General features: G+C 69.9%; 24 protein-coding genes and 1 tRNA gene. 16 read left to right on the forward strand and 9 right to left on the reverse strand.

Annotated features, from left to right (window positions below; genetic code table 11):
* Positions 1-100: 100 nt before the first annotated feature.
* Together AC0L6Y_RS01570 and AC0L6Y_RS01575 are read left to right on the forward strand one after the other, a co-directional pair.
* On the forward strand, positions 101-3829 hold the full coding sequence (locus AC0L6Y_RS01570; RefSeq protein ID WP_473554013.1) for an AAA family ATPase: 3729 nt from the start codon (positions 101-103) through the stop codon (positions 3827-3829).
* On the forward strand, positions 3813-4031 hold the full coding sequence (locus AC0L6Y_RS01575) for a hypothetical protein (RefSeq protein WP_473554015.1): 219 nt from the start codon (positions 3813-3815) through the stop codon (positions 4029-4031). Before AC0L6Y_RS01570 ends, AC0L6Y_RS01575 begins: the two co-directional genes overlap by 17 nt.
* Before the next feature lie 25 nt (positions 4032-4056).
* On the opposite strand, the gene mscL is transcribed toward AC0L6Y_RS01575, so the two are convergent.
* Genes mscL through AC0L6Y_RS01590 form a run of 3 tightly spaced genes read right to left on the reverse strand, consistent with a single transcriptional unit; the run spans position 4057 to position 5387 of the window.
* Positions 4057-4482, reverse strand: coding sequence for a large conductance mechanosensitive channel protein MscL (mscL, locus tag AC0L6Y_RS01580; RefSeq protein WP_473554017.1), 426 nt, complete (start codon positions 4480-4482; stop codon positions 4057-4059).
* Between the two features lie 21 nt (positions 4483-4503).
* Positions 4504-4770 carry an FmdB family zinc ribbon protein gene (locus AC0L6Y_RS01585; protein WP_473554019.1) on the reverse strand — a complete coding sequence of 89 codons (267 nt, stop codon included), beginning with the start codon at positions 4768-4770 and terminating at the stop codon, positions 4504-4506.
* 26 nt (positions 4771-4796) lie between these two features.
* Positions 4797-5387 (reverse strand): 5-formyltetrahydrofolate cyclo-ligase, encoded by a 591-nt coding sequence (locus tag AC0L6Y_RS01590; protein ID WP_473554022.1) that lies wholly within the window; start codon positions 5385-5387, stop codon positions 4797-4799.
* Positions 5388-5429: 42 nt separating this feature from the next.
* Here AC0L6Y_RS01590 and galU point away from each other — a divergent pair, with 42 nt between their 5' ends.
* Both galU and AC0L6Y_RS01600 read left to right on the forward strand, forming a co-directional pair.
* Positions 5430-6326 carry a UTP--glucose-1-phosphate uridylyltransferase GalU gene (gene galU / locus AC0L6Y_RS01595; RefSeq protein WP_473554025.1) on the forward strand — a complete coding sequence of 299 codons (897 nt, stop codon included), beginning with the start codon at positions 5430-5432 and terminating at the stop codon, positions 6324-6326.
* On the forward strand, positions 6323-6973 hold the full coding sequence (locus tag AC0L6Y_RS01600) for a GNAT family N-acetyltransferase (RefSeq protein WP_473554028.1): 651 nt from the start codon (positions 6323-6325) through the stop codon (positions 6971-6973). Before galU ends, AC0L6Y_RS01600 begins: the two co-directional genes overlap by 4 nt.
* A 3-nt stretch (positions 6974-6976) precedes the next feature.
* On the opposite strand, the gene AC0L6Y_RS01605 is transcribed toward AC0L6Y_RS01600, so the two are convergent.
* Positions 6977-7672, reverse strand: coding sequence for a hypothetical protein (locus AC0L6Y_RS01605; protein ID WP_473554031.1), 696 nt, complete (start codon positions 7670-7672; stop codon positions 6977-6979).
* A 126-nt stretch (positions 7673-7798) separates the two neighbouring features.
* Here AC0L6Y_RS01605 and AC0L6Y_RS01610 point away from each other — a divergent pair, with 126 nt between their 5' ends.
* Positions 7799-8755: a hypothetical protein gene (locus AC0L6Y_RS01610; RefSeq protein WP_473554034.1), complete on the forward strand. Its 957-nt coding sequence runs from the start codon at positions 7799-7801 to the stop codon at positions 8753-8755.
* On the opposite strand, the gene AC0L6Y_RS01615 is transcribed toward AC0L6Y_RS01610, so the two are convergent.
* Entirely contained in the window at positions 8752-11400 is a 2649-nt protein-coding gene (locus AC0L6Y_RS01615) for a cation-translocating P-type ATPase (RefSeq protein WP_473554037.1), read from the reverse strand. The genes AC0L6Y_RS01610 and AC0L6Y_RS01615 overlap by 4 nt on opposite strands.
* A 149-nt stretch (positions 11401-11549) precedes the next feature.
* Between AC0L6Y_RS01615 and AC0L6Y_RS01620 the strand changes: the two genes are divergently transcribed.
* Positions 11550-11622, forward strand: a tRNA-Ala gene (locus AC0L6Y_RS01620).
* On the opposite strand, the gene AC0L6Y_RS01625 is transcribed toward AC0L6Y_RS01620, so the two are convergent.
* Positions 11596-12240, reverse strand: a complete 645-nt coding sequence (locus tag AC0L6Y_RS01625) for a TetR/AcrR family transcriptional regulator (protein ID WP_473554040.1) — start codon at positions 12238-12240, stop codon at positions 11596-11598. The two genes, AC0L6Y_RS01620 and AC0L6Y_RS01625, sit on opposite strands and share 27 nt — an antisense overlap.
* A 121-nt stretch (positions 12241-12361) precedes the next feature.
* Here AC0L6Y_RS01625 and AC0L6Y_RS01630 point away from each other — a divergent pair, with 121 nt between their 5' ends.
* Positions 12362-13384, forward strand: coding sequence for an NAD(P)-dependent alcohol dehydrogenase (locus tag AC0L6Y_RS01630; RefSeq protein WP_473554042.1), 1023 nt, complete (start codon positions 12362-12364; stop codon positions 13382-13384).
* A gap of 45 nt (positions 13385-13429) precedes the next feature.
* On the opposite strand, the gene AC0L6Y_RS01635 is transcribed toward AC0L6Y_RS01630, so the two are convergent.
* On the reverse strand, positions 13430-14260 hold the full coding sequence (locus AC0L6Y_RS01635) for a DeoR/GlpR family DNA-binding transcription regulator (RefSeq protein ID WP_473554045.1): 831 nt from the start codon (positions 14258-14260) through the stop codon (positions 13430-13432).
* 246 nt (positions 14261-14506) lie between these two features.
* On the opposite strand from AC0L6Y_RS01635, the gene AC0L6Y_RS01640 reads away from it, so the two are divergent.
* From AC0L6Y_RS01640 to AC0L6Y_RS01670, 7 genes are all read left to right on the forward strand, one after another.
* A complete protein-coding gene (locus AC0L6Y_RS01640) occupies positions 14507-15796 on the forward strand; it encodes an ABC transporter substrate-binding protein (RefSeq protein WP_473554047.1) in 1290 nt (429 codons plus the stop codon).
* A 79-nt stretch (positions 15797-15875) separates the two neighbouring features.
* A complete protein-coding gene (locus AC0L6Y_RS01645; protein ID WP_473554051.1) occupies positions 15876-16799 on the forward strand; it encodes a carbohydrate ABC transporter permease in 924 nt (307 codons plus the stop codon).
* Positions 16800-16801: 2 nt separating this feature from the next.
* Complete coding sequence (locus AC0L6Y_RS01650) at positions 16802-17647, forward strand: carbohydrate ABC transporter permease (protein WP_473554055.1); 846 nt, start codon at positions 16802-16804, stop codon at positions 17645-17647.
* A gap of 45 nt (positions 17648-17692) precedes the next feature.
* The gene (locus AC0L6Y_RS01655; RefSeq protein ID WP_473554058.1) at positions 17693-18553 is read left to right on the forward strand and encodes a ketose-bisphosphate aldolase; all 861 of its coding nucleotides are present in this window, start codon (positions 17693-17695) and stop codon (positions 18551-18553) included.
* On the forward strand, positions 18550-19773 hold the full coding sequence (locus AC0L6Y_RS01660; protein WP_473554060.1) for an ADP-dependent glucokinase/phosphofructokinase: 1224 nt from the start codon (positions 18550-18552) through the stop codon (positions 19771-19773). The genes AC0L6Y_RS01655 and AC0L6Y_RS01660 overlap by 4 nt, the downstream gene beginning before the upstream one ends.
* Entirely contained in the window at positions 19770-20741 is a 972-nt protein-coding gene (locus AC0L6Y_RS01665) for a class I mannose-6-phosphate isomerase (RefSeq protein ID WP_473554064.1), read from the forward strand. Before AC0L6Y_RS01660 ends, AC0L6Y_RS01665 begins: the two co-directional genes overlap by 4 nt.
* A 24-nt stretch (positions 20742-20765) precedes the next feature.
* Complete coding sequence (locus AC0L6Y_RS01670) at positions 20766-21188, forward strand: pilus assembly protein CpaE (protein ID WP_473554066.1); 423 nt, start codon at positions 20766-20768, stop codon at positions 21186-21188.
* 3 nt (positions 21189-21191) lie between these two features.
* Here the strand turns inward: AC0L6Y_RS01670 and AC0L6Y_RS01675 are convergent, their stop codons facing one another.
* Both AC0L6Y_RS01675 and AC0L6Y_RS01680 read right to left on the reverse strand, forming a co-directional pair.
* Positions 21192-21530 carry a hypothetical protein gene (locus tag AC0L6Y_RS01675; protein WP_473554069.1) on the reverse strand — a complete coding sequence of 113 codons (339 nt, stop codon included), beginning with the start codon at positions 21528-21530 and terminating at the stop codon, positions 21192-21194.
* Between the two features lie 33 nt (positions 21531-21563).
* Positions 21564-22418: a DUF4349 domain-containing protein gene (locus tag AC0L6Y_RS01680; RefSeq protein WP_473554073.1), complete on the reverse strand. Its 855-nt coding sequence runs from the start codon at positions 22416-22418 to the stop codon at positions 21564-21566.
* Positions 22419-22640: 222 nt separating this feature from the next.
* Here AC0L6Y_RS01680 and AC0L6Y_RS01685 point away from each other — a divergent pair, with 222 nt between their 5' ends.
* Together AC0L6Y_RS01685 and AC0L6Y_RS01690 are read left to right on the forward strand one after the other, a co-directional pair.
* Entirely contained in the window at positions 22641-22838 is a 198-nt protein-coding gene (locus AC0L6Y_RS01685) for a hypothetical protein (protein ID WP_473554077.1), read from the forward strand.
* A gap of 21 nt (positions 22839-22859) precedes the next feature.
* Positions 22860-23702, forward strand: coding sequence for an alpha/beta fold hydrolase (locus tag AC0L6Y_RS01690; RefSeq protein ID WP_473554081.1), 843 nt, complete (start codon positions 22860-22862; stop codon positions 23700-23702).
* Positions 23703-23707: the final 5 nt, after the last annotated feature.

A 23707-nucleotide genomic window follows, 5' to 3' on the forward strand; every position in this document is an offset into this window, starting at 1 on the left:
GTGTAGTTTGCGAAACCCGCGCCAGGTCCCGGGGATCAGGGGCATCCGGACGTATCGTGGCGGCGTGTGGTATGCGGATCGACGCGACGAGGAGCGTGACATGAGCGACTCCGATTCGCCGCGCGCGGAGCGCCAGATGACGGCTCCGCACGCGATCGCGGTGGCGGGCGAGGACTGGTCGACGGCGAACGTCGCCGACCCGCAGCGCACCGCCTGGCGTGCCGAGCTCGCCGAACTGGGCGGGCGCTCGCCGCTCGTCCACTTCGACGACCACCCGTCGACCCGCATCGAGCTGAGCGCGACCCATCCGGGCGGACTGGCTCGCTTCATCACCGGCTCCAGCACGCTGCTGTCGCAGCTGATCCGCGACGATGTCGCCCTCCGCTCGGCGCGGCTCGCAGCCGACCGGATCGCCTCCCGCGGTCTGGAGCTCGCCACCACCCGCGGCATCGACGCCGTTCACCTCGGCATCGGGATCGCCCGGTGGCGGCACGACGGCGAGACGTTCTGCGCGCCCATCCTGGTGCGCCCGCTCGCGATCCGGCGCCACGGCCGCGACTTCGAGGTGAAGCTGCGCGGCATGCCCGAGCTGAACCCGGGTCTCGCCCGCGCGCTCGAGCACCAGTTCGGCATCGAACTCGACCCGCGTGCGTTCGTCGCCCTCACCGACGCCGACGGCACCTTCAAGCCGAACGCCGTCATCGATCAGCTGCGCGCCCTCACCGGGCACCTCGACGACTTCTCCGTCGAACCGCGCCTCGTCGTCTCCACCTTCGCCGAGGTCGCGCCGCAGCTGGTGGCCGACGCCGACGACCTCGAGCATCCCGTGCTCGACGCGCTCGCCGGCAACGCGACCGCCCGCTGGGCGATCGAAGAGGGCCACCGCGAGGTCGCGGTCAGCGACCCTGACCGCCGCGACCCGCAGGCCGACCTGCTCGTGCTCGACGCCGACGCGGAGCAGGAGCACGTGGTGGCGCACATCGCCGCGGGCAACTCGCTCGTCGTCAAGACGCTGCCCGGCACCGGCGGCACGCAGACCGTCGTCAACGCGATCGGCGCGCTCGTCGCGCAGAACAAGCGCGTCCTCGTCGTGAGCGCGCGTCGGGCGAGCATCCGCTCGGTGACGCAGCGCCTGGGTGACATCGGACTCGGCGGGATCGCCGTCACCCCGCGCAGCCTGCGGCGCGACATCGTGCGCAGCATCGCCCGCAACGAGAAGGTCGCCCAGCCGCACCTCGGCGACGTCGACGAAGCGCTCTCGCGCCTGCGCGGCGTGCTGCTCGACTACCGCGCCGCCCTCTCGCGACCCGACCCCGTGCTCGGGGTGTCGGTGCTGGAGTGCGTGAGCGAGCTGTCGCGGCTCGCGCTGCTGCCGCATCCACCCGCCACGACCGCACGCCTCCCGCGCGAGACCGTCGAGAAGATCGCCGGCGACCGCGCGGCCGTCGCGGCGACCATGCTCGAGGCCGCGCGCCTCGGCGAGTTCCGCTACGGTCCCGCCGACTCGCCCTGGTACGGCGCCAAGTTCGACAGCGGCGAAGAGGCCGCTCGCGCCCACGACGTCGCTCGCCGGTTGCACGCGGAGGAGCTGCCGCGGCTGCTCGAACTCGGCACGCGGCTCATCGGCTCGACGCGCATGCGACCGTTCGAGACGATCGCCGAGCTGGGCGTCTACGTGCGCCTGCTCTCCGACATCCGCGACACCCTCGACCGCTTCGATCCGGCCGTCTTCGACCGCTCGCTCAGCGAGCTGATCGTGGCGACCGCGCCGCGCCGCGACCACCCGACGATGAGCTCGGGCAACCGCCGGCGGCTGAAGAAGCTCGCCAAGGAGTACGTGCGGCCCGGCATGCACGTGGGCGACATGCACGCCGCGCTGACCAAGATCCAGCAGCAGCGCATGCTCTGGCAGCGCTTCGTCGCCGCGGGCGTCACCCCCGAGGTGCCGGTCGGACTCTCCGACGTGCACGTCGCCTGGCAGCAGGTCTCGGCCGACCTGGACGGACTCGACGGACCGCTCGGCCACGTCACGCGCGAGAACAAGCTCGCCAGCCTGCCGCTGTACCGGCTGACCGAGCTGATCGCGGCGCTCGCCGAGGACTCCGAGGTGCTGCACAACCTGCAGGAGCGCAGCGAGATCGTCGGCCGCCTCCGCGAACTCGACCTCGGCGACCTCGTCACCGACCTCGCCGGGCGTCACGTTCCCGAGTCGCGACTCGCGGCCGAGCTCGAGCTCGCCTGGTGGCGCTCGGCGCTCGACGCGCTGCTCGCCTCCGACCGGGCCCTGCTCGGCGCCCAGACCTCGGTGCTCGACCGGCTCGAGGCCGACTTCCGCCTCGTCGACGAGTCGCACACGGCGGGAAGCGCGCGCCTGCTCGCCTGGCAGCTGGCCGAGAACTGGAAGCTCGGGCTCGTCGACTGGCCCGAGGAGGCGGAGGAGCTCAAGCGCCTGCTGCGACGCGAGCACGTCGAATCGGGTCGGCTGAACGCGGTCGCCCCGCACCTCGCCCGCACGATCGCCCCCGTCTGGGTCAGCTCGCCGTACGAGATCGACCGCATCTCGGACACCATCCGCTTCGACACCGTGCTGCTGCTGGATGCCGGAGCCACCACGCTCGCCGAGAACGTCGGCGCGATCCGCCGCGCGACGCAGGTCGTCGCCTTCGGCGACCCGGTCACGCAGACCCCGGCGCCGTTCGCGATCGGACTCGAACCGGGATCCGGGCTGGCCGCCGAGGACGCCGAACTGGCGGCGGAGGAGCTCGAGGCCCTGCACGAGCGGTCCGCGCTGGCCCGTCTCGGCGGGCTGCTGCCCGAGCTCGCCCTCACCCGCAGCTACCGCGCGGGCGGCGAAGACCTCGCCGAGCTCGTGAACCGCCGCTTCTACGGAGGTCGCATCAACGCCCTGCCGTGGGCCGGGACCTTCCTCGGCCACGGCAGCCTCGTGCTCGACTACGTCGACGGCACCGGGATGCCTGACCCCGACTCCGGAGCGGTGGAGAGCATCGACGCCGAGGTGCAGCGCGTGCTGGAGCTCGTCATCGACCACGCCGAGTCGAAGCCGCGCGAATCGCTCATGGTGGTGACCGCGAGCGCGAAGCACGCCGTCCGCGTCATGCAGGCGGTGCTCGATGCGATGCCATCGCGGCCCGCCCTGAACGAGTTCGTGATGAGCGAGCGGGCCGAGCCCTTCGCCGTCTCGACGATCGAGAGCGCCGTCGCGCAGAGCCGCGACAAGGTGATTTTCTCGATCGGCTACGGCCGCACCCCGCACGGGCGGGTGCTCAGCGACTTCGGCGCCCTGGGCAAGCCGGGCGGTGCGCGACTGCTCGCGGTCGCGATGACCCGCGCGCGACGCTCGCTGGTGATCGTGAGCTGCTTCCGCCCGAGCGACGTCGACGACGACCGGATGGAGCACGGCGCGATCGCGCTCGCCGAGATCCTCGACGAGATCGAGGCGCGGCGCGCCGAGCCGCCGGTGCCGGACGACTCCGACCCGATGCTCGTCGACCTCGCCCGCCGACTGGCCGCCCGCGGGCTCCGCGTGGCACTGGGTCACCGCGGCAAGCTCGGACTGGTGGCCGCGCACGGCGGCACCTGCATCGTGGTGGAGACCGACGCCGTGCTGCAGGGGCGCTCGCTGCGCGACGCGCTGCGCCTGCGCCCCGAGGTGCTGCGCCGCCTCGGTTGGCACTACGCGCGGGTGCACGCCTTCGAGCTGTTCCGCGACCCCGACGCGGTGGCCGACCGCATCGCGAAGCTCGCGGGGCTGGCGGCGGGTCCCGTCACGGAAGACATCCCGATCGTTGCCGGTGCCCGACTCGACTGACGTCCCGCCCGAGGAGCCCGCGGCCGAGCGCGGGGACACGGGCGAGCCCGCGCCGGAGAAGCCGGTGCGTCCGCGACGGCGCCGCCGGGTGACGACAGCTCCGCCGCCGGGCACGGATCCGACACCCTCCGCCGAGCCCGAACGCCATCGCGACGGCGAGAATGACGACCGTCTGCGCGGCGACAAGCCGCCGCACTACTAGCGCGGTCGCGGCGGACCGCTTCGGCTCAGGATCCGGCTTGCGCCTTCAGCAGGTCGCGGATCTCGGTGAGCAGCTCCTGCTCGGTCGGCGGCGCGTCCTCGGCGACCGCCGGCTCGTCGGCCGCGGCGCGCTCCTCGGCGCGACGGCGGAAGATGTTCATCGGCAGCACGACGCCGAAGTAGATGACGGCGGCCACCAGCAGGAACTGGATGAGCGCCGACAGCACGAGGCCCCAGCCGAGCACGACCGCCTCCTGGTCGCCGCTCGCCTCCCGCAGGGTGATGCCGACCGTGGCGATCGCGTCCGCGTTGAAGATGACCGCGATGAGCGGGTTGAAGATGCCCGAGACCAGCGCGTTGACGATCGCGGTGAACGCCGCGCCGATCACGACCGCGACCGCGAGGTCGATCACGTTGCCGCGGACGATGAATTCCTTGAATCCCTTGAGCACGGGATCTCCTTTCGAGGGTGTCTAGCTCGCGGAGGGGGTCAACGCCGCCGGCGCCGAGGAGCTGGAGCCGGAGTCGGACTTGGCGCCGCTCGAGCCGCCGCTGCCCGAGGAGGCGCGGCTGTCGGTGCGGTAGAAGCCCGAGCCGTTGAAGGTCACCCCGACCGCGTTGAACAGCTTGCGAAGCTTGCCCTGGCAGGTGGGGCACTCGGTGAGCGAGTCGTCAGTGAACGACTGCTGGATGTCGAAAGCGGTGCCGCACTCGGTGCAGCGATACGAATAGGTGGGCATACGTCCTCAGTGGGTCCCGGTCCGGCTCAGTCGTGGGCGGAGCAGGTGACGATGCCGCGAGGCATCACCACCCCGTCGATGGGAACGTCGTGTCGCTCCCGCGGGACGGCGTCGACGAACTCCTCGTCAAAGATCACAGCATAAACGGGAGGGCGGCGCTCCATCGATCCGAGCGTCTTGTCGAAGTAGCCCTGACCCCAGCCCATGCGGGTCCCGTCCGGGGCGACGCACGCCGCCGGCACCAGGATGAGATCGACGTCGTTGATCGCGATCGGGCCGAGCAGCTCGCCCCCGGAGGTCGGCATCCCGACCGCGTCGAGCTCCTCGTGCTCATCGTCGAACGGCGCCCAGTCGAGCAGGCCGTCCTCGCGCGAGACCGGCAGCAGCACCTGGATTCCCTCGCCATCGGCCCAGCGCAGGAACTCGCGCGTTCCCGGCTCGTCGGGCAGGGAGAGGTAGGCGGAAAGCGAACGGGCGCCGGTCTGCTCGACGAGGGCGCGCAGCTGCGCGGTGAGCGCGGCCTCGGCGTTCTGCCGCTCCGTCGAGGTGCGAATGCGTCGTCGCTCGCGCAGTTCCGCGCGCAGGGCGCGCTTTTCGTCCGCTACCACGTCCGGCATCCTTCGAGTCTACGGGGCGCGGAGACAGATAACCTTGTCGGCATGACTTCACGGATCACCAAGGCCGTCATTCCCGCTGCCGGAATGGGCACCCGCTTCCTCCCGGCCACGAAAGCCATGCCGAAGGAGATGCTGCCGGTCGTGGATGCTCCGGCCATCCAGTACGTCGTGCAGGAGGCGGTCGCGGCCGGCCTCCACGATGTGCTTATGATCACCGGGCGCAACAAGAACGCGCTCGAGAACCACTTCGACCGCGTCGGCGAGCTCGAGCAGATCCTCATGGACAAGGGCGACACCGCCAAGCTCGCGAAGGTCAAGTACGCCACCGACCTCGCCGACGTGCACTACGTGCGCCAGGGCGACCCGAAGGGTCTCGGGCACGCGGTGCTGCGCGCCAAGATGCACGTCGGCCACGAGCCGTTCGCGGTGCTGCTCGGCGACGACATCATCGACGACCGCGACGTGCTGCTCAGCCGCATGCTCGAGGTGCAGCAGGAGCGCAACACCTCTGTGGTCGCTCTGCTCGAGGTCGACCCGAGCGCGACGCACCTGTACGGCATCGCGACGGTGGAGGGCACCGAGGAAGACGACGTGGTGCGGATCACCGGCATGGTCGAGAAGCCCCCGGCCGGGGAGGCGCCGTCGAACCTGGCGATCATCGGACGCTACGTGCTGCGCCCCGAGGTGTTCGACGTGCTCGAGCACACGGCGCCCGGCAAGGGCAACGAGATCCAGCTCACCGACGCGCTGCAGGAGATGGCGGCCGACACCGAGAACCTCGGCGGCGTCTACGGTGTCGTGTTCCGCGGGCGGCGCTACGACACGGGCGACAAGCTCGACTACCTGAAGGCGATCGTGCAGCTCGCGAGCGACCGCTCCGACCTGGGTCCCGACTTCCGCCCCTGGCTCAAAGAGTTCGCCGCTACGCTGACCGAGTGAGCAGTATTCCGACGCTGCGTGAGGGCGAGGTCACGATCCGCCCCATTCGCGTGCGGGATGCGCGCGCCCTGGAGCGTGAGCTGATCGCCAACCGCCGCTGGCTGCGCCCCTGGGAGGCGACCAACCCGCACGGTCCGCTGTCGTTCGACACCCGTGCGGGAATCCGCTCCCTGCTGTCCAACGCACGCGCCGGATCGGGTCTGCCGTTCGCGGTCGAGCTTGAGGGCGATTTCGTCGGCCAGCTGAACATCTCCGGGATCAGCTACGGATCGCTGTCCTCGGCGACGATCGGCTACTGGGTGGCGGAACGCGCGGCGGGGCGCAACGTGACGCCGACCGCGGTCGCCCTGGCGACCGACCACTGCTTCTTCGGCGTCGGGCTGCACCGGATGGAGATCTGCATCCGTCCCGAGAACGCCGCCTCGCTGCGGGTGGTCGAGAAGCTCGGCTTCCGCTACGAGGGACTGCGGCGCCGGTTCATTCACATCAACGGCGACTGGCGCGACCACTTCTGCTTCGCCCTCACCGTCGAGGAGGTGCCGCAGGGCGTGCTGCGCCGCTGGCTCGACGGCAAGGTGCCCGCCGGCGCCGGGCGGGTGCCCGACGCCGACCGGCATCTCGCCCAGGCGCCGCTGCGCTTCGGCTGAGCGCTACAGCGAGATGAACGGGATCGCGAGCGTCAGCCCGAGCGCGAGCACGTAGATCGTCCCGCCGACCGCGATCAGGATGTACTGCATGCGGCGCTGCGCCAGCACGGCGGCGACACCCAGCAGGAACAGCGTGATCGCCATCAGCACGGTGTTGAGGGTCAGGCGGTCGCTGAGCGAGTTGGCCGCGTCGCCGTCGGCGAGGTAGGTGGCGCTCTGCGCGTCGAGCTCGGCCCAGGCGCCGAACAGCGCCGCCTCGTAGTCCTCGGAGTCGAAGGGGCTGGTGTAGGTGTCCGGGTCGGCGTCGTTCTGCTCCTGCGACCAGATGATCGCCGCGTCGAGGTCCTCGCCGACGGAGACGAAGTAGAGGGTGTCGAACTTGGCGTCGGCCGCGGCGGCGAGCTCGGCATCCGAGCTGTCCATCTCGATGCTCAGCTCGGTCAGGCGGCCCCAGGTCTGCACATCCTGGATGTACTGCTGGTTGGCCTCCAGATAGAGCGACTCGGCCTCGGTCTGAGCGGCCTGCCCCTTCGAGTAGCTGCCCGCCATGCTGCTGTCGTACAGCGCCGCCTGGAACGAGGCGTAGGCGGTCGTCACCGAGACGATGCCGAGCAGGATCACGATGACCAGTTCGACGTTGCCGAACAGCGAGGCGAGGCGCCTCGGGGCAGGGGAGGGTTCCGGCGTCAGGTCGGCCATGCCGATCTCCAATCAATGCTCGAGAGTGCGGCAGGGGCCGTAGCTGGATCATATTGCCAGGCGAGTACCAGGCTTCGTGCCGCGCGCCTTCAGGCGGTCGCGTGTCGCGCTCCGTACCCTCGTGGCATGGACCTCACAGGGGCAGGGACGACGGTCATGCTGGCCGCCTCTGCTCTGCTGTGGTTCTTCTACTTCGTTCCGAGCTGGATTCGGCGCCGCGAGTACCTCGCCACGGAGCGCACGGCGACCCGACTGCAGCAGACGATGCGCGTCCTGGCCGAGGCGGCCGAGGTGCCGGACACGGTGCGGGTCGAGGCGAGCATCCACGAGGCGGCCAAGCAGGAGCGCATCCGGCTCGCCCTGGAGCGCCAGGCCGCGCGCGCCGCCCTGCGGGAGGCCGAAGCCGCCGCCCGCGCGCAGCGTGAGATCGAGCAGGCCCGCACCCAGACCGACAAGATCCGCGCCCGCACCGTCTCGGCGCCCCGCGACGGCATGATCTCGCTCACCCAGCGTCTGCGCCGGACGCGCCGTGCCGCCGGCCTCGTGCTGCTCGCGGCGGTGGTGCTCGCCGGGGTCCAGCTCGGCGTGAGCGCGACCGCCGGGTTCGCGCCCGGCGCGGTGGTGCTGCTCGCGGGATGCGCCGTCGCCGGGATGGCCTCGTTCGTCGTTCAGGCGCGCGTCCGGGTGCGCCTGGCGAGCGTGCGCCGCGTGGTGCCGAGCGCGCCCCGCGTCGCGCGGCCGGTCAACGTGCCCCTCGACGTCGCCCCCGAGCAGCGCGCGTGGACGCCGGTGCCGCTGCCGAAGCCGATCTACGTCGAGCACCCGCACTCCGCGCGGGTGCGTCCGACGCTGGGGGCGCCCACGATGGACTCGGCCGCACTGCTGCGCGCGGCGGCGGCGGAGGCGGAACGCGCCCTGCGCGAGGCGGCCGCCGAACCCGAGGTCGTGCAGTTCTCGTCGCGGCCCGCCGCGTCGAAGTCGGCGCCGCCGAGCCGCTACGCGCGAATGGGGATCGTCGACGACGCCCCGGTGTCGGCTCCCGACCTCGACGAGGTTCTGCGCCGCCGCCGCAACGTCGGCTAGCGACCCGCCGCGGCGCGCAGCTGCCGACGCAGCAGCCACTTGTCGAACTCGACGACGCCGAGCACGCTCGTGCCGAGCGCGGCGGCGGTCAGCCACATCGGCGTCGTCAGCGGCGCCAGGCCCAGCACGAGCCCGCCGAACGGCGACATGACGGCGATGACGTGCAGCGTCAGCGTGCCGAGCGCGGCGGCCAGCAGCAGCCGGTTTCCCCAGGGCGCCTGGCGGAACACCGACCGGCTGGCCGACCGCGAGTTGAAGGTCTGGAACAGGTTGAGGAATGCGAACACCGTCAGCGCGAAGGTGCGGGCGACCTCGAGCTCGGCGCCGCTGGCGAGCATCACCTGGAACGACGCGAGCACGAGTCCGCCCATCCAGACGGCGGTGATGGCGATGCGCGTCCACAGGCGCCGGGTGAGCAGCCCCGCCTCGGGGGAGCGGGGCGGGCGCTCCAGCTCGTCGCCCTCACCGCGCTCGAAGGCGAGCCCGACATCCTGCACGCCGTTGGAGACGAGGTTGAACCAGATCATCTGCACCGGCAGGAACAGCAGCGGCGAGTCGAAGAGCAGGTTGCCCATGACCGCGACCAGGGCGGCGACACCCGTCGAGATCAGGAAGAAGGTGGCCTTCTGCACGGCGGCGAAGGTCACCCGACCCTCGCGCACCGCCGAGACGATCGTCGAGAAGTTGTCGTCGGTGAGCACCATGTCGGCGGCATCGCGCGCGACGTCGGTGCCCGAACGGCCCATCGCGACGCCGAGCGACGCGGCCTTCAGCGCGGGGGCGTCGTTGACGCCGTCGCCGGTGACCGCGACGATCTCTCCCGCCGCTTCGAGGGCGCGGACGATGCGCAGCTTGTCGCGCGGCGTGACGCGCGCCGCGATCCGCGACGAGCGCAGACGCTCCACCAGCGCCGCATCGTCGAGCGCGTCGAGGTCGGCGCCGGTCACCGGCTTCCCGATGTTCCCCAGACCGAGACGGCGCCCGATCGCGGCCGCGGTGCTGGGGTGATCGCCGGTCACCATCATGACGAGGATGCCCGCGCGACGGCACGCGGCGATCGCCTCGGCGACGCCCGGGCGCGGCGGGTCGCTCATGCCGAGCAGCCCCACGAACTCGAGGTCGTCGAGCGAGGCGAGGGCGTCGTGGGCGGACTCCCCGGGCGCGAGTCGACGCTCGGCGACGGCGAGCACCCGCATGCCGTCCTCGGCCATGGCGTCGTGGGCGGCGAGCACGCGGTCGCGGTCGAGCGGTTCGCGCCCCTCGGGCCCGGTCATCCAGGTCGAGAGTCCGAGCAGCAGGTCGGGGGCGCCCTTGACGAGCACGACGTGCGCGTCGCCGTCGGCGGTCACCGTGGTCGACCGGCGATGCTCCGGCTCGTAGGGGAGGTGGGCGAGCGAGGGGGCGTCGAAGCCGTCGGCGGAGACGGCGCCACGGGCGAGCGCCAGTTCGGCCAGGGCGACGTCGACCGGATCGCCGATGACCTCGCCGCTCTCCGGGTCGCGCCGGGCGTCGTTGCTGAGCGCGCCGACCTGCGCGACCCGCCGGCAGCCGGCCGGCAGCTGCGTGTCGGGAAGGCTCAGGAGCCCGGCGTCGACCTCGTCGCGGGCGGTCCAGACGCGCTCGACGGTCATCCGGTTGATGGTCATCGTTCCGGTCTTGTCGGAGGCGATGACCGTGGTCGAGCCGAGCGCCTCGACCGCCGGGAGGGTGCGCACGAGCGCCCGGTGCCGTGCCATGCGCGACACCCCCAGGCTCAGTGCGATGGTCAGCACCACCGGCAGCCCTTCAGGGATCGCGGCGACGGCGAGGGCGACCGCCTGCAGGAACGAGTCGGCGAAGCTCAGCCCGGTGAGCAGCGAGCCGCCGAGCGTGATGAGGGCGGCGATGCCGACCGCGATGCCGAGCCGACTCTCGAAGCGGCGCATGAGGCGCTGCAGCGGGGTCGGGGTGTCGGAGGCGCGCACCATCGAGTCGATCTCGCCGATCGCGGTGCGGGCCCCGGTCGCGACGACCAGCCCGAGCGCGCGACCGGCCACGACGAGGGTGCCGCTCCACGCCATGCCGGAGCGCTCGGCCAGGGGAGTCGCGGCGTCGAGCGCCGTCGTCGACTTCGCGACGGGAAGGGACTCGCCGGTGAGCAGCGACTCGTCGATGCGCAGCTGGTTGGCATCCAGCAGTCGCAGGTCGGCGGGGACGCGGTCGCCGGACTCCAGCACGACGAGGTCGCCGACCACGAGCGTGGAGGCGTTCACGGCGCGGACGCCGCCGCCGCGGCGGACCCGGCAGCGCAGCACCGTGAACTCGCGGAGGGCGGCGACATCACGGGCGGCCTTGCGCTCCTGGGCGTAGCCGAGGGTGATGTCGAGGAGCACGGCGATGCCGATCGCGATCGCGTCGACCCAGCGCTGCAGGATCGCGGTGACGATCACCGAGGCGACGAGGATCTGGATGATCAGGCTGCTGAACTGGCGGGCGAGAGTCGTCGGCCAGCGCTCGATGTCGCTGGTGCGCAGCTCGTTGGGGCCGTCGCGCTCCAGGCGGGCGGCGGCCTCCGCCGGGCTGAGGCCGAGTGCCGAGGAGTCGAGTCGATCGAGCGCGTCGGCGACCTCGAGTTCGTGCCAGGCGGTGTTCTCGTCGGGTGTCACCGGGGATGGCTCCTTTCCGGGCATCATCAGCGTCGTGGCCGCGGTCCCCACGCTAGGTGGCGCCGGGTCGCGGGGCGAGAGTCCAAGGTCCCGGAAGGGCGCGGTTCGAATCAGCGGTCTGCAAGTGGTATTCTGACGAGGTTGTTTTCGGGCCCTTGGCGCAGTTGGTAGCGCGCCTCGTTCGCATCGAGGAGGTCAGGAGTTCGAATCTCCTAGGGTCCACATCCTGACAACGTCACAGAACGCCCCGTGTGCGCACGGGGCGTTCTGCTGTGTCAGGGGGACGGCGATGCCTGCTCGCTCGAGCGCGTCGAGGATCACGTCGAGCCCGAACTCGAACGAGCGGTCGACCTCGTCGTCGGGCTGGCCTCGCGGCAGGGCGGCCTCGTGCAGGGCGAAGCCAGCGACGAACGCGTCGAGGGCGGCGGCCGCGTGGGCGACGAGCGCCAGCGGGAATCCCGCGGCCAGCCACACCGCGAGAACGGACTCATGGTGGGCGAGGATCCCAGGGTGCGGCGCCCGTCGTGACTCCATCAGCGGCGCGGCCCAGGGGTGGCGACGCAGAGCGGCCCGGGCCGAGCGGCTGCGGGCGCGGATCGCGTCCTGCCAGGGGAGTTCGGGGGAGGGCAGGGTGATCTCGGCGAACACCGCGGCGACCATGCCGTCGATGATCGCCTCTTTGCCGTCGACGTAGTGGTAGATCGTCATCGGCCCGACGCCGAGGCGCTCGGCGAGACGGCGGATGCTCAGCGCGTCGACGCCGATGTCATCGGCGAGTTCCACGGCGCCGCGGATCACGCGCGCGCGGTCGAGTTCGCGGCCGGCCCGGGGCGCTGGCATCGGTTCTCCTCTGCCGAGGTCTTGACGTTCGTACTTTGTACGGATATCGTATCCGGCATCACGTACTTAGTACGACATTCCCGACGCGGCCCCCGCCGCATGACCGAGACGAGGACGAGAGATGACCACGCAGCACTCCACGAGCACCGACGGCGCCCTGGCGACCTCGACGATGACCGCCATCACCCAGCACCGCTACGGCGGCCCGGAGGTGCTGGGGCTCGACACCCTGCCGGTGCCGTCGCCCGGACCCGCAGAGGTGCTCGTGAAGGTGCACGCGGGCGGCCTCGACCGAGGCACCTGGCACCTCATGGCGGGCGAGCCGTTCGTCGTGCGGATGATGTTCGGCCTCGGCCGACCCAAGGAGCCCGTGCTCGGCATCGACGTCGCCGGAGTCGTCGTCGCCGTCGGCGACGACGTGACCCGGTTCGCGGTCGGCGACGAGGTCTTCGGCATCGCCCGAGGCAGCTTCGCCGAGTACGCCGTCGCGACCGAGGCGAAGCTGGCGAAGAAGCCCGCCGGTGTCACCTTCGAGCAGGCCGCGGTGACACCCGTTTCCGGGCTCACCGCTCTGCAGGCGGTCCACGACCGGGGCGGCGTCGCACCGGGACAGCGTGTGCTCATCATCGGCGCCTCCGGCGGAGTCGGCAGCTTCGCGGTGCAGCTCGCCGCAGCGGCCGGGGCCCGCGTGACCGGCGTCGCGAGCGCGGCCAAGCGCAAGCTCGTGCGCGACCTCGGCGCCGCCGCGGTTCTCGACTACGCCGTGACCGACATCGCCTCGCTCTCGGAGCGCTTCGACCTGATCATCGACATCAACGGGCGAACCAAGGTCGGAGCCCTGCGGCGACTCCTCACCCCGCACGGCACCGCGGTGCTGGTCGGCGGCGAAGGCGGTCGCGGGCCGCTCGGCGGTGCGCAGCGTCAGCTGCTCTCTCCGCTGCACGGGCTGTTCTGCTCGCAGACGATCACGGGGATGCTCTCGACCGAAGACCAGGGCAGCATCGAGCGCCTCGGCGAGCTGCTCGCGGCGGGCACGATCACCCCGGCCCTTGGCGCGGTCTATCCGCTCGCTGACGCGCCGCGCGCGATGGCCGACCTGATCGCCGGCCGAATCTCGGGCAAGGCGGCGATTCGCGTCGTGTAGGCGGCAGGCCTGACCCGGAGGCGGGGCGGCGCTGAGCCGCGTCGATCAGTTCGAGGGGGCGAGCACCGTCACGTCGTGGTTCTTGAGGGCGGCGGTGAGCTCGGGTCCGGGGGCGGTGTCGCAGACGAAGTAGTCGGCGTCGCCGAGGTCGCCGACCTGCGCGAACAGGCGTCGGTCGAACTTGGTCGAGTCGGCGAGGATGGCGACGCGGGAGGCACGACGCATCATCTCGCTCATCATGGCCGCATCGCCCAAGTTGCTGGTCGAATAGCCGCTGTCGGCGGACACGGCGCCCACGGCGATCAGCGCGAGATCGAAGCGGATGTCGAGGTCGCCGCCGGCAGGCGAGACCCGAAAGCTCACCGGGCCGGTCGTCGCCTGGGTGATGGACCGGACAGACCCGCCGAAGACGTACAGGTCGCGGAACGCCTTCGGTGAGATCTCTGACGGCAGCAAGAGGTTGTTCGTCGCGATTGTCAGATCGCGATGGTTGCGCAGGTGTCGCGCGACGGCGAGCGTCGTCGTGCCCGCATTGATCATGACAACGGAGCCGTCTTCGACGAGGGTCGCGGCGAGCTGTCCGATGATCTCCTTCTCCTCGGTCTGCAGCCGCAGGCGCACATCCAGGCCGCGATCGGGTCGCGGCAAGGTGGAGAGGCTCACCGCGCCGCCGTGTGTTCGGACCAGCACGCCGTCGGTGTCGAGCTGGTCCAGATCGCGACGGACCGTGTCGATTGACACTCCGAAGCGCTCGGCGAGTGCGCCGACCGTGACCTGGCCGACTTCGGCGACGTATTCGGCGAGGGCCGCCTTGCGCCCGGCGGGGAGCCGACGCGGCGCTTCCTCCGGCTGCGTCAGGGACTCGGGGGATTTCATGACAGAAGATCTAGCACAACTTTGCCGCCTTTCGCGGGTTATTTGCCAAACATCTCACTCAATGCGGCAAAAACAGCAAAACAGCGCACGCGCAATCTGAGCGATCTTCGCGGTATTTCGGGGGTTCGTGGGCACATCATGCGGATACCGGCATTGACAATCACAAAATGAGAGCCCTAAACTCGCAAGAAGTTGCAGTATGGCGCAGATAACAGCGACATGCCGCACCCCTCACTAAGGAGAATCATGAGCAAAGAGGCTCTTTTGAAACGGCGTACCCTGACCGCACTGGGTGCACTCACCGCTGTTGCTGTCGTCGGCGTGACGAGCGGCTGCACGGCGAGCGAGGACTCGTCGTCGAACGGCGAGGTGACGATCGAACTCGCGCAGTGGTGGGAGCCGGAGCTCCCCGACGGTGCGTTCCGCGCACTGATGGATGAGTTCGAGGCGGCTAACCCCGGCATCAACGTCGAACTGCTGAGCGGTCCGTACGCATCCACCAAGGAACAACTGTTCGCGGGGGCCGCAGCCGGCACGATGTCGGACGTGGTCGGCCTTGACGGTGCGTGGGTGAGCGACTTCAGCAAGCAGGGCGCGCTCGCCGACCTCACCTCGCTGATGGCCGAGCAGGGCTACGACGACAGCGAGCTCGCCGCTCAGATCCAGATCGATGGCGCGACCTACATGATCCCCGTCGTCAACTTCGTCTATCCGATGTTCACGAACGACGGGCTGCTGGCGGAGGCGGGCATCGACGCGCCGCCGAGCACCCGCAGCGAGTTCGAGGCCGCGGCCAAGGCTGTCGCGGCGACCGCCGAGAACACCAGCGGATGGATCCTGCCGCTGTCCCTGGAAGCCCCCAACGGCATCCAGAACGACGTCATGTCGTGGGTGTGGGCTTCCGGCGGCAGCATGCTCGACGGCGGACAGCCGGACGTCACGAACGCTGACGTCACGAGCGCGGTCGAATACATCAAGGGACTCTGGGACGCGGGAGTCATCGCGCCGGGCGCCCTCACGATGAAGGAGCAGGACAAGGTCGAGGAGTTCACCAACGGCCGCGTCGGCATGATGATCGACTCCCTCGCGCACATCAACCTGATCCGCGAGTCCAACCCCGACCTGAGCTTCAGCATCTCGGCCCTCCCGGCCGAGGACGGATTCTCGGGTGAGCGCGGCATCCCCTACGCCTCGTGGGGCATCGGCGTCGCCGAATCCTCGGAGCACAAGGCGGAAGCCTGGAAGCTCGTGGAGTTCCTGATGAGCGAAGAGACGAACTCGACGCTGTCGTCGATCGCGAACGCGTTCCCCGGCAACACGGAGTCGGTTCCCGACTTCGTCGAGACGGATGAGCTCTTCGCGCAGGCCTTCGAGATCTACCAGGCCGGCTACCCGGCGAACGAGTTCACGGGACTCCCGGTGGCGGAGCAGCTGATGCGTCTCTTCGACGAGCAGCTCCAGCTGATGCTCACCGGTGAGCAGACCGTCGACGAGATGCTCGAGAAGACTCAGACCGCCTGGCTCGCTGAGTTCTAATCTCCGTTCGTCGCGAACAACACGCGAGGGCCGCGCCACGATGTCGTGGCGCGGCCCCCCAACCCAGGAGGTCCGCGCAGTGACTGCCTCACTCGCTCCCCGTGGCGCTCGCCGTCGCCCGACGTGGTCCAAGACCGCGCGGGCGGCCGAGCCCTACGGCTTCATCTTCCCGACAGCACTGCTGCTGATCGTGCTCATGCTCGTCCCGATCACGATGGTGATCGGCTACTCGGGCTTCGACAACGTCATCACCAACCGCAATCCCGTCTTCGTCGGGATCGAGAACTACGTGATCGTCCTGAGCGATCCCGTGTTCCACACGGCCGTTGGCAACACCATCTTCTTCATCACCGCGAGCGTCATCGCGCACCTGGTGATCGGCCTCACCTTCGCGATGCTCCTGAACAACCGGGTGCTGAGCCGATTCACGACCTCGATCTTCCGCGTGATCTACATCCTTCCGTGGCTCTTCACCGTCGCGATCATCGCCGTGCTGTGGCGGCTGCTGCTGAACCCGAACGGCGTGGTCAACTACCTCCTCACGACGTTCGGGCTGGCGGAGAGCGGCACGGAGTGGCTCTCGTCTCCCGACCTGGCACTGGGCGCCGTCACGTTCATCAACATCTGGGCTGGCTACCCGTTCTTCATGATCAGCCTGCTCGCCGGGCTCCAGGGCATCTCGGGCGACCTGTATGAAGCGGCCACGGTCAATGGCGCCAATGCGGTCCAGAAGTTCTTCAACGTCACGCTGCCCCAGTTGACACCGATCATCATCAGCATGGCGCTGCTCGACCTCATCTGGACCTCGCAGCAGTTCGCGTTGATCTGGATGACGACCGGCGGCGGCCCGATCAACGTCACCGAGATGCTGAGCACCTACACCTACAAGCTCGCGTTCAGCCGGTACGAGTTCGCGCTCGCCTCCACCAGTGCTGTCCTCGTGCTCGTCATGTCGATGGTGCTCGCCTTCTTCTACGTGCGCCACCAGAAGGCGAGGGACTGACCATGTCGATCACCAAGACCACGCGCCGCATGGGCATCAAGCTCGTCGTGCTCGCCGCGCTGCTGCTGGGTGCCGGCTTCACCGGACTGCCGGTGCTCTGGATGCTGTCGAGCTCGTTCAAGTCGAACACGGAGATCTTCGAGTACCCGCCGCGACTGCTCACCGAGAGCTTCTCGTTCGAGGCCTACATCAGCATCCTCACCGACCCCGAGAAGATCCGCTTCTTCATCAACAGCTACGTCGTCGCGGGCTCGGTCACGGTGCTCACGCTGGTGGTCGCGATTCTGGCGGCCTACGCCTTCAGCCGCTTCGACTTCCGGTTCAAGCGCCCGATCAACATGATCATCATCAGCGTGCAGGCGGTGCCGCCGATCACGCTGCTGATCCCCTACTTCGGGCTCGTCGTGACGCTGGGGCTCTACAACACCTACCCGGGGCTGATTCTGACCTACATGGTGTTCACGCTGCCGTACGCGATCATCATGATGACCGGCTACTTCAACACCCTGCCGCGCGAGCTCGACGAGGCCGTGCGCGTCGACGGGGCGGGATCGATGACCGCGCTCTGGCGGATCCTGGTTCCGATCTCGGTCCCCGGCATCGTGTCGGTCGGCGTCTACACCTTCATGATCGCGTGGAACGAGTACCTCTTCGCGCTGACGCTCACCCGCACCAACGACATGCGCACGGTGCCCATCGGCATCCAGCTGCTCATGGGTCAGCACTCGTTCGAGTGGAACGAGATGATGGCGATGAGCATCCTCGGGTCGATCCCCGTGCTGATCCTGTTCCTCTTCTTCCAGCGCTACTTCATCGGCGGGCTGACCTCCGGGTCGGTCAAGAGCTGATCAGCCACCACACCCAACACCACCGAACAACAAGGAGAACCCGCAGTGCTCATCAACGGTAAGGACCTTCTCGAGGTCGCGAACGCCCACAACTTCGCGGTGCCCGCTTTCAACATCAGCGACTACGCGATGTTCAACGGCATCGTCGACATCAGCGAGGAGCTGGATGCGCCGTTGATCGTCGCGATTCACCCCGATGAGGTCAGCCACATCGGCACCGACTCGATTCAGGCGATGCGCGCCCGCGCGCACCGCGCGAGCGTGCCGGTCACGATCCACTGGGATCACGGCGGCACCTACGAGCAGATGCTCGTCGCGATCCAGGCCGGCTTCACCTCGGTCATGATCAACGCGTCGATGCTTCCGTTCGAGGACAACGTCGCGATCACCAAGCGCGTGGTCGACACCGCCCACGCGGTCGGTCTCTCGGTGGAAGGCGAACTGGGCACCATCGGCGCCAACGACAGCTACGGCGAAGCCGGCGCCGCCGAGATCATCTACACCGAGCCCGACGACGCCGTGCGCTTCATCGAGCAGACCGGGGTCGACAGCCTCGCGATCGCCATCGGCACCTCCCACGGGCTGTACCCGGCGGAGAAGAAGCCGGCGCTGCGCCTGGATCTGCTGGAGGAGATCAAGGCGGCCGTGGGGATCCCGCTCGTGCTGCACGGCGGCTCGGCGAACCCGGATGAAGAGATCGGCAACGCCGTGAAGCGCGGCGTCAACAAGATCAACATCTCCAGCGACATCAAGGTCGCCTACCACGACAAGATGCGCGAGGTGCTCGCGAACCCGAAGCTGCGTGAGCCGAACGCGATCCAGCCGGAGGCCATCGCGGCGATGAAGGTCGTTGCGGCGCACAAGATCGAGCTCTTCGGTGCGGCGGGCAAGGGCTCGCTGTATTGAGCGTCGTCACCGGGACCGCCCCGCTCGCCTCGCGCTTCGTGCTCGGGATGGGCGGGACGGTCGACTACGAAATCGCGTGGGACCCCGAGGTGCTCGGGGCCCTCGCGGCCGAATACGCGATCTCGCCGGAGGAGCTCGCCGTCGACGTTCCGATCGGCACGGAGCGCGACCTGCTCGTCGCCCTTCTCGCCTTCGTTCGCGATGGTGTCGGCGGGGAGCGCTTCGTGGCGTCGTCGGAGATCGTCGAGCGCTTCGCGGCGCGCTTCGAGAAGGAGATCACCCTCGGCGGCACCTGCGTGCGAGCTGCGATCGCGATGCGCCTGCTCGGGGTCGCGAGCACACTGCACCTGGTCAGCATCGACGATCATGTGCGACGGCTGCTGCCCGAGGGCGTGGGATACGTGTGCAGCGCGGATGCTGAGACGACCGACCCGCACCTGATCGTGCAGTATCCCGCCGGAACGCGGATCCGCGGCGGCGCCATCAATGTGGTCGCGCCGCAGTCCAACCGCATCATCTTCGCCAACGACCCGCCGCATCGGGAGCTCGTCGTCAGCGAGGACCTCGGCCCGGCGCTCGCCGAGGCACAGGTGTTGCTGCTCTCGAGCTTCAACGTGATTCAGGACCCGGCCGTGATGGAGGATCGCCTCGCCGCGGTCCTGCGCCACTCCGAGCGGCTGCCCGGCACCGCGACGGTCGTCTTCGAAGACGCTGGCTACCACGTGCCGGAGCTGCGGTGGCGGGTGCGCGACCGACTGGCGCCGCTCGTGCACGTCTGGAGCATGAACGAAGACGAGCTGCAGAACTATCTCGGGCGACGGATCGACCTCCTGGACCCGGCGGAGATCTCCGCCGCGCTGGACGAGATCCGCGCCCTCATCCCGGCGCGCACCATCGTCGTGCACACTCGCTTCTGGGCTCTCGCGACCGGCGACAGCGCGGCGGGCTACGCCGAGGCGCTGCGCGGCGGAATCGCGATGGCGAGCGCCCGGTACCGACACGGCGACGACCTGACGCTCGCCGAGCACGCCGCGATCGTCAACGCGCCCCGCCACCCGGGTGGCGAGCGCTTCGCTGCGGAGCTGGAGGCGCGGCTCGGGGCTCTCGTCCGCTGCATCCCGGCGTTCGAACTCGATGTCGCGTCGCCGACGACCATCGGCCTCGGCGACGCGTTCGTCGGAGGGTTCCTTGCCGCACTCGTTCCCGGAGCGACAACATGACGCTGAGCCAATTGCCCTCGAACCGCCCCGCGCGTCGCTTCTACCGCGGCGGGGCGCAGATCACCGCCTGGCGGGGCGAGCCCGCTGCCGGCGAGTTCGAGCCTGAGGACTGGATCGCGTCGACCACCACCGTTGCGGGCGAGGCCGCGGTCGGCCGGACCGTGCTGCCGGATGGCCCGCTGCTCGCCGACGCGGTCCGCGACGACCCGGAGCACTGGTGCGGGCCGGCGCACGTGGCGCGATTCGGCGCGGACACGAAGCTGCTGGTCAAGCTGCTCGACGCCGGACAGCGGCTCCCGGTGCATGCGCATCCCGACGGCGACTTCGCCCGCCGCGAGCTCGGGCACGCCCACGGAAAGGCGGAGGCCTGGTACCTGCTCACCGCGGGCGTGATCCATCTGGGGCTTCGCGCCGATGCGGATCCGGGAGAGCTTGCTGCGCTCGTCGCAGCGCAGGACACCGAACGACTGCTGGGCCTGCTGAACCGCGTCGAGGTGGCACCCGGTGACGCCGTCTACGTCCCACCCGGAGTGCTGCACGCGATCGGTGACGGCATTCTGCTGCTCGAGTTGCAGGAGCCCGAAGATCTCTCGATCCTGCTCGAGTGGCGCGGCTTCGAACTCGACGGCGCCCGCGACGGGCACCTCGGTCTGGGGTTCGAGCGTGCCCTCGCCGCGGTCGAGCACACGGGGCGAGACCCGGAAGCGCTCATCGTGCGAGGTCAACGCAGCGGCTCGGTGCTGCCCGAGGCCGCCGACGAATACTTCCGCCTCGACCGGATTCTGGTCGACGGCAGGGCGCGCCTCGAGCCCGGATTCGCTGTCCTCCTCATCGCCGAGGGGCAGTTCGTCACCACCACCGGGCTCGAGGTGTCGGCGGGGGCCACGCTGGTCGCCGCGCACCAGGCCGGACCGATCGACCTGGTCGGGCGGGGTGAGGTCCTGGTGTGCCGTCCCCCGGCGGTGTGAGGGCCCGCGCGACATGATGGAGACATGATCTCCACCGCGCTCGCCGTCGAGCTTCGTGCCGCGGGCGTGGTGTGGGCTCCCGTCTCCGGCGACGCATTCCAGATCGCGCGCGACGACTTCGAGGGCGACGTGTTCACGGTGAGCGACATGACCATCGAGGCGCACCACTATCCGAGCGGCACCATCCTCGGCTTCAACGGCACGACCGAGTGGGCGCTCGACTCGCTCGCGCTGGATGACGCGGTATGGCTGCCGCGCGAGGATCAGCTGCGCGATCTGCTGCGCGGCGCCTTCGTGTCGCTGCGCCGGGAGGCATCCGAGACGGGCGGGGCGACCCGCTACGTCGTCGAGGCGCGCCTCGGCGGGACGGTGCAGAGCTTCGAGAGCGAGGACCCGGCCGAGTCGTACGGGCTGGCGCTGCTGGCCCTCATCCGCGCGGCGGCGTGAGCGTCACTCCCAGTCGAAGTACCAGTCGTGCTCGGCGGCCGCCCGCAGACGCCGGGCCACCCCGAGCCCGCCCTCGCGACCCGGCTCTTCGGCCGCCCAGTCCTCGATCCACTGCGCCGTGGCGCGCGCGTCGTCGGGGGAGAGCAGCTTGTTGTCCCAGCCGTGGAAGAGCCGACTGAAGACATCGTCGAAGTGCTTGGTGGAGGAGCCGAGGAACGGCGGTGCGCTGTCACTCGCGTCGAGCGCGGCGATGATCTCGTTCGGAAGCGTGATCGGTGCGAACGGCGGCTCGACCACCTCACCGCGCCACCGTCGACTCGGACCCCAGGGGAGATAGCGCATCCCTCGACGCTACCGCCTCTCGCCGGGCGCGGATCACTCCGCCGACGGCGCCGAGCGGCGTCGCAGCGCCGTGACCAGCACCACGATGCCGAACGCCAGCAGCCCCAGGAACACCAGCCACGGCGCGATCACGCCGAGCGCGACGAGGGCGCCGGCCCAGAAGGCGACGAACGCAGCCCAGCCCGCGGCGAGACCTTCGAGGAAGGTGTCGGGGTCGGGGTCCGGCGCGGTCCGCTCGCTGCGCAGCTCGAGCGTCAGCGTCGACATGCTCACCTGGTCGGCCAGGTAGCGCTGCTGGGCCTCGAGACTCTCCAGCTGCCCCTGGCGCGAGCTGATCTCGGCCTCGAGGGCGATCAGGTCCGCGATCTTGTCGGCGCGCTCCAGGAGCGCGTTCAGCCGCTCGATCGAGGTGCGCAGGGCGTTGATGCGCGCGTCCAGGTCCTGGCGCTCCACGGTGACGTCGGCGCTCCACAGCGCGACGGAGTCGGCGCGACCCAGCTCGCGCAGCTCGTCGAGCGTCGGGGTGAGCTCGTCGGCGGGGATGCGCAGCACGAGCGTCGCGCTTCCGCCGCTGAACTCGGTCGGCGCGTACTCCTGGCGCGAGTCGACGCGCCCGCCGATGCGCTCGACGATGCGCACCGCCTCGCGGGCGGCCTCCAGCGGATCTTCGACGGTGACGACGGCGGAGCCGGTGACGATGATCGAGCGATCGACGCTCTGGTCGGCGGCCTCGCGGTCGGTCACGCCGCCGCTGGCGCCGTCGGCCTCGACCGGTCCCGCCACGCCCTGATCGGGTGCGAGCGACTCCTCGCCCGCGTCGAGAGCGCTGCACCCGCCGAGGGCGAGCACCGCCATCAGAACCAGTCCGCCGATCGCTGTTCGCCTCATGTGTCACACGTTAGGCATCCGGCCCGTCGAGCGGAACCCAACGTTCCCCGCGACTCGGTCGTCGCCAGGTCACGATCCGATGACGGCGACGCTGGAGGTGGCCTGAGTGCCGTGTTCGAATCGGGTGAGAGCCGCGTCCGCGGCGGTGCGAGGGGCCGTAACGTCGGGTCACGGCGGGCACGAGACGAGCCCCGTCGGAAGTCCACTCACAAGGAGGATGACATGGGATTCATGGATGACGCCAAGGACGCCGCCGAGGCCACCGGAGACAAGGTCGGCGACTGGGTCAACGAGCAGAAGGAGCGCGTCTCCGACAAGGTCAACGAGCTGGAGGCCGAGGCCGAGGTGAAGAAGGCCGAGGCGCACCGCGACGAGGTGAAGGCCAAGAACGAGTACAAGGAAGACCTTCGCGACAGTTGAGCAGAGATCTAGGCTGAGGGGATGGGGTGGTTGCGTGAGCTGTTCGAACGACCGCCCCTTCTCCATGTCGCCATCGACGAGGGGAAGGGGCCGATCGTCGTGCTGCTGCACGGGATCGCCTCATCCTCCGTCACCTTCGAGAACCTCGTCCCGCTGCTGACGCCGACCCGCCGGGTGATCGCGATCGACCTGCTCGGCTTCGGCGAGTCGCCAGCGCCCGAGGATTCCGAATTCACGGTCGAGGACCATGTCGCGGCGCTCCGCCGCACGCTGCGCAGCACGGTCGGGCGCGAGCCGTTCATGCTGGTCGGCCACTCGATGGGATCGCTGATCGCGTCCCGCTACGCCGCGCAGTACCCGAACCGGCTCGAGCGTCTGGTGCTGGTGAGCCCGCCGATCTACCTGCCGCCGCAGAGCATCGGCACCCCGTGGGATCGCGCCGCGGTCGGCCTGTACCTGCGTGCCTACGAGTACCTGCGCGATCACAAGGAGTTCACGATGCGCAGCGCCGCGCGGCTGGCGGCGATCTCGCCGATCAAGAACGTGCTCGAGGTCTCGGAGCGCAACTGGCGGGCGTTCTCGCTGTCGCTGAAGAACGCGATCGAGAGCCAGACCACGGTGAGCGACCTCGCGGCGGTGCGCGCGCCCATCGAACTCGTCTACGGCACCCTCGATCCCTTCCTCGCCACGAGCGGGATCCGGCTCGCCGAGCAGCTGCGCTCGGTGACCGTGCACCGGGTCGACGGCAACGACCACCTCGTCCGGCCGCGGTTGGCGCGCGTGGTGGCGACGGCGGTTCTGGCGCGCCCGCGTCGCGCGACGCACGACTCCGCCATGCCGGCCGGCGCCGCCTCCGCTGGTTAGGCTCG

The organism is Pseudolysinimonas sp. 10J20-29 (assembly GCF_055809595.1).

What these genes read in the sequence shown, in the direction of transcription:
- AC0L6Y_RS01570 (WP_473554013.1), top strand. Translation starts at nt 101, where the DNA reads ATGAGCGACTCCGATTCGCCGCGCGCGGAGCGCCAGATGACGGCTCCG.
- AC0L6Y_RS01585 (WP_473554019.1), bottom strand. Translation starts at nt 4,770, where the DNA reads ATGCCCACCTATTCGTATCGCTGCACCGAGTGCGGCACCGCTTTCGAC.
- AC0L6Y_RS01590 (WP_473554022.1), bottom strand. Translation starts at nt 5,387, where the DNA reads ATGCCGGACGTGGTAGCGGACGAAAAGCGCGCCCTGCGCGCGGAACTG.
- galU (WP_473554025.1), top strand. Translation starts at nt 5,430, where the DNA reads ATGACTTCACGGATCACCAAGGCCGTCATTCCCGCTGCCGGAATGGGC.
- AC0L6Y_RS01605 (WP_473554031.1), bottom strand. Translation starts at nt 7,672, where the DNA reads ATGGCCGACCTGACGCCGGAACCCTCCCCTGCCCCGAGGCGCCTCGCC.
- AC0L6Y_RS01610 (WP_473554034.1), top strand. Translation starts at nt 7,799, where the DNA reads ATGGACCTCACAGGGGCAGGGACGACGGTCATGCTGGCCGCCTCTGCT.
- AC0L6Y_RS01625 (WP_473554040.1), bottom strand. Translation starts at nt 12,240, where the DNA reads ATGCCAGCGCCCCGGGCCGGCCGCGAACTCGACCGCGCGCGCGTGATC.
- AC0L6Y_RS01630 (WP_473554042.1), top strand. Translation starts at nt 12,362, where the DNA reads ATGACCACGCAGCACTCCACGAGCACCGACGGCGCCCTGGCGACCTCG.
- AC0L6Y_RS01635 (WP_473554045.1), bottom strand. Translation starts at nt 14,260, where the DNA reads ATGAAATCCCCCGAGTCCCTGACGCAGCCGGAGGAAGCGCCGCGTCGG.
- AC0L6Y_RS01640 (WP_473554047.1), top strand. Translation starts at nt 14,507, where the DNA reads ATGAGCAAAGAGGCTCTTTTGAAACGGCGTACCCTGACCGCACTGGGT.
- AC0L6Y_RS01650 (WP_473554055.1), top strand. Translation starts at nt 16,802, where the DNA reads ATGTCGATCACCAAGACCACGCGCCGCATGGGCATCAAGCTCGTCGTG.
- AC0L6Y_RS01665 (WP_473554064.1), top strand. Translation starts at nt 19,770, where the DNA reads ATGACGCTGAGCCAATTGCCCTCGAACCGCCCCGCGCGTCGCTTCTAC.
- AC0L6Y_RS01670 (WP_473554066.1), top strand. Translation starts at nt 20,766, where the DNA reads ATGATCTCCACCGCGCTCGCCGTCGAGCTTCGTGCCGCGGGCGTGGTG.
- AC0L6Y_RS01675 (WP_473554069.1), bottom strand. Translation starts at nt 21,530, where the DNA reads ATGCGCTATCTCCCCTGGGGTCCGAGTCGACGGTGGCGCGGTGAGGTG.
- AC0L6Y_RS01680 (WP_473554073.1), bottom strand. Translation starts at nt 22,418, where the DNA reads ATGAGGCGAACAGCGATCGGCGGACTGGTTCTGATGGCGGTGCTCGCC.
- AC0L6Y_RS01685 (WP_473554077.1), top strand. Translation starts at nt 22,641, where the DNA reads ATGGGATTCATGGATGACGCCAAGGACGCCGCCGAGGCCACCGGAGAC.
- AC0L6Y_RS01690 (WP_473554081.1), top strand. Translation starts at nt 22,860, where the DNA reads ATGGGGTGGTTGCGTGAGCTGTTCGAACGACCGCCCCTTCTCCATGTC.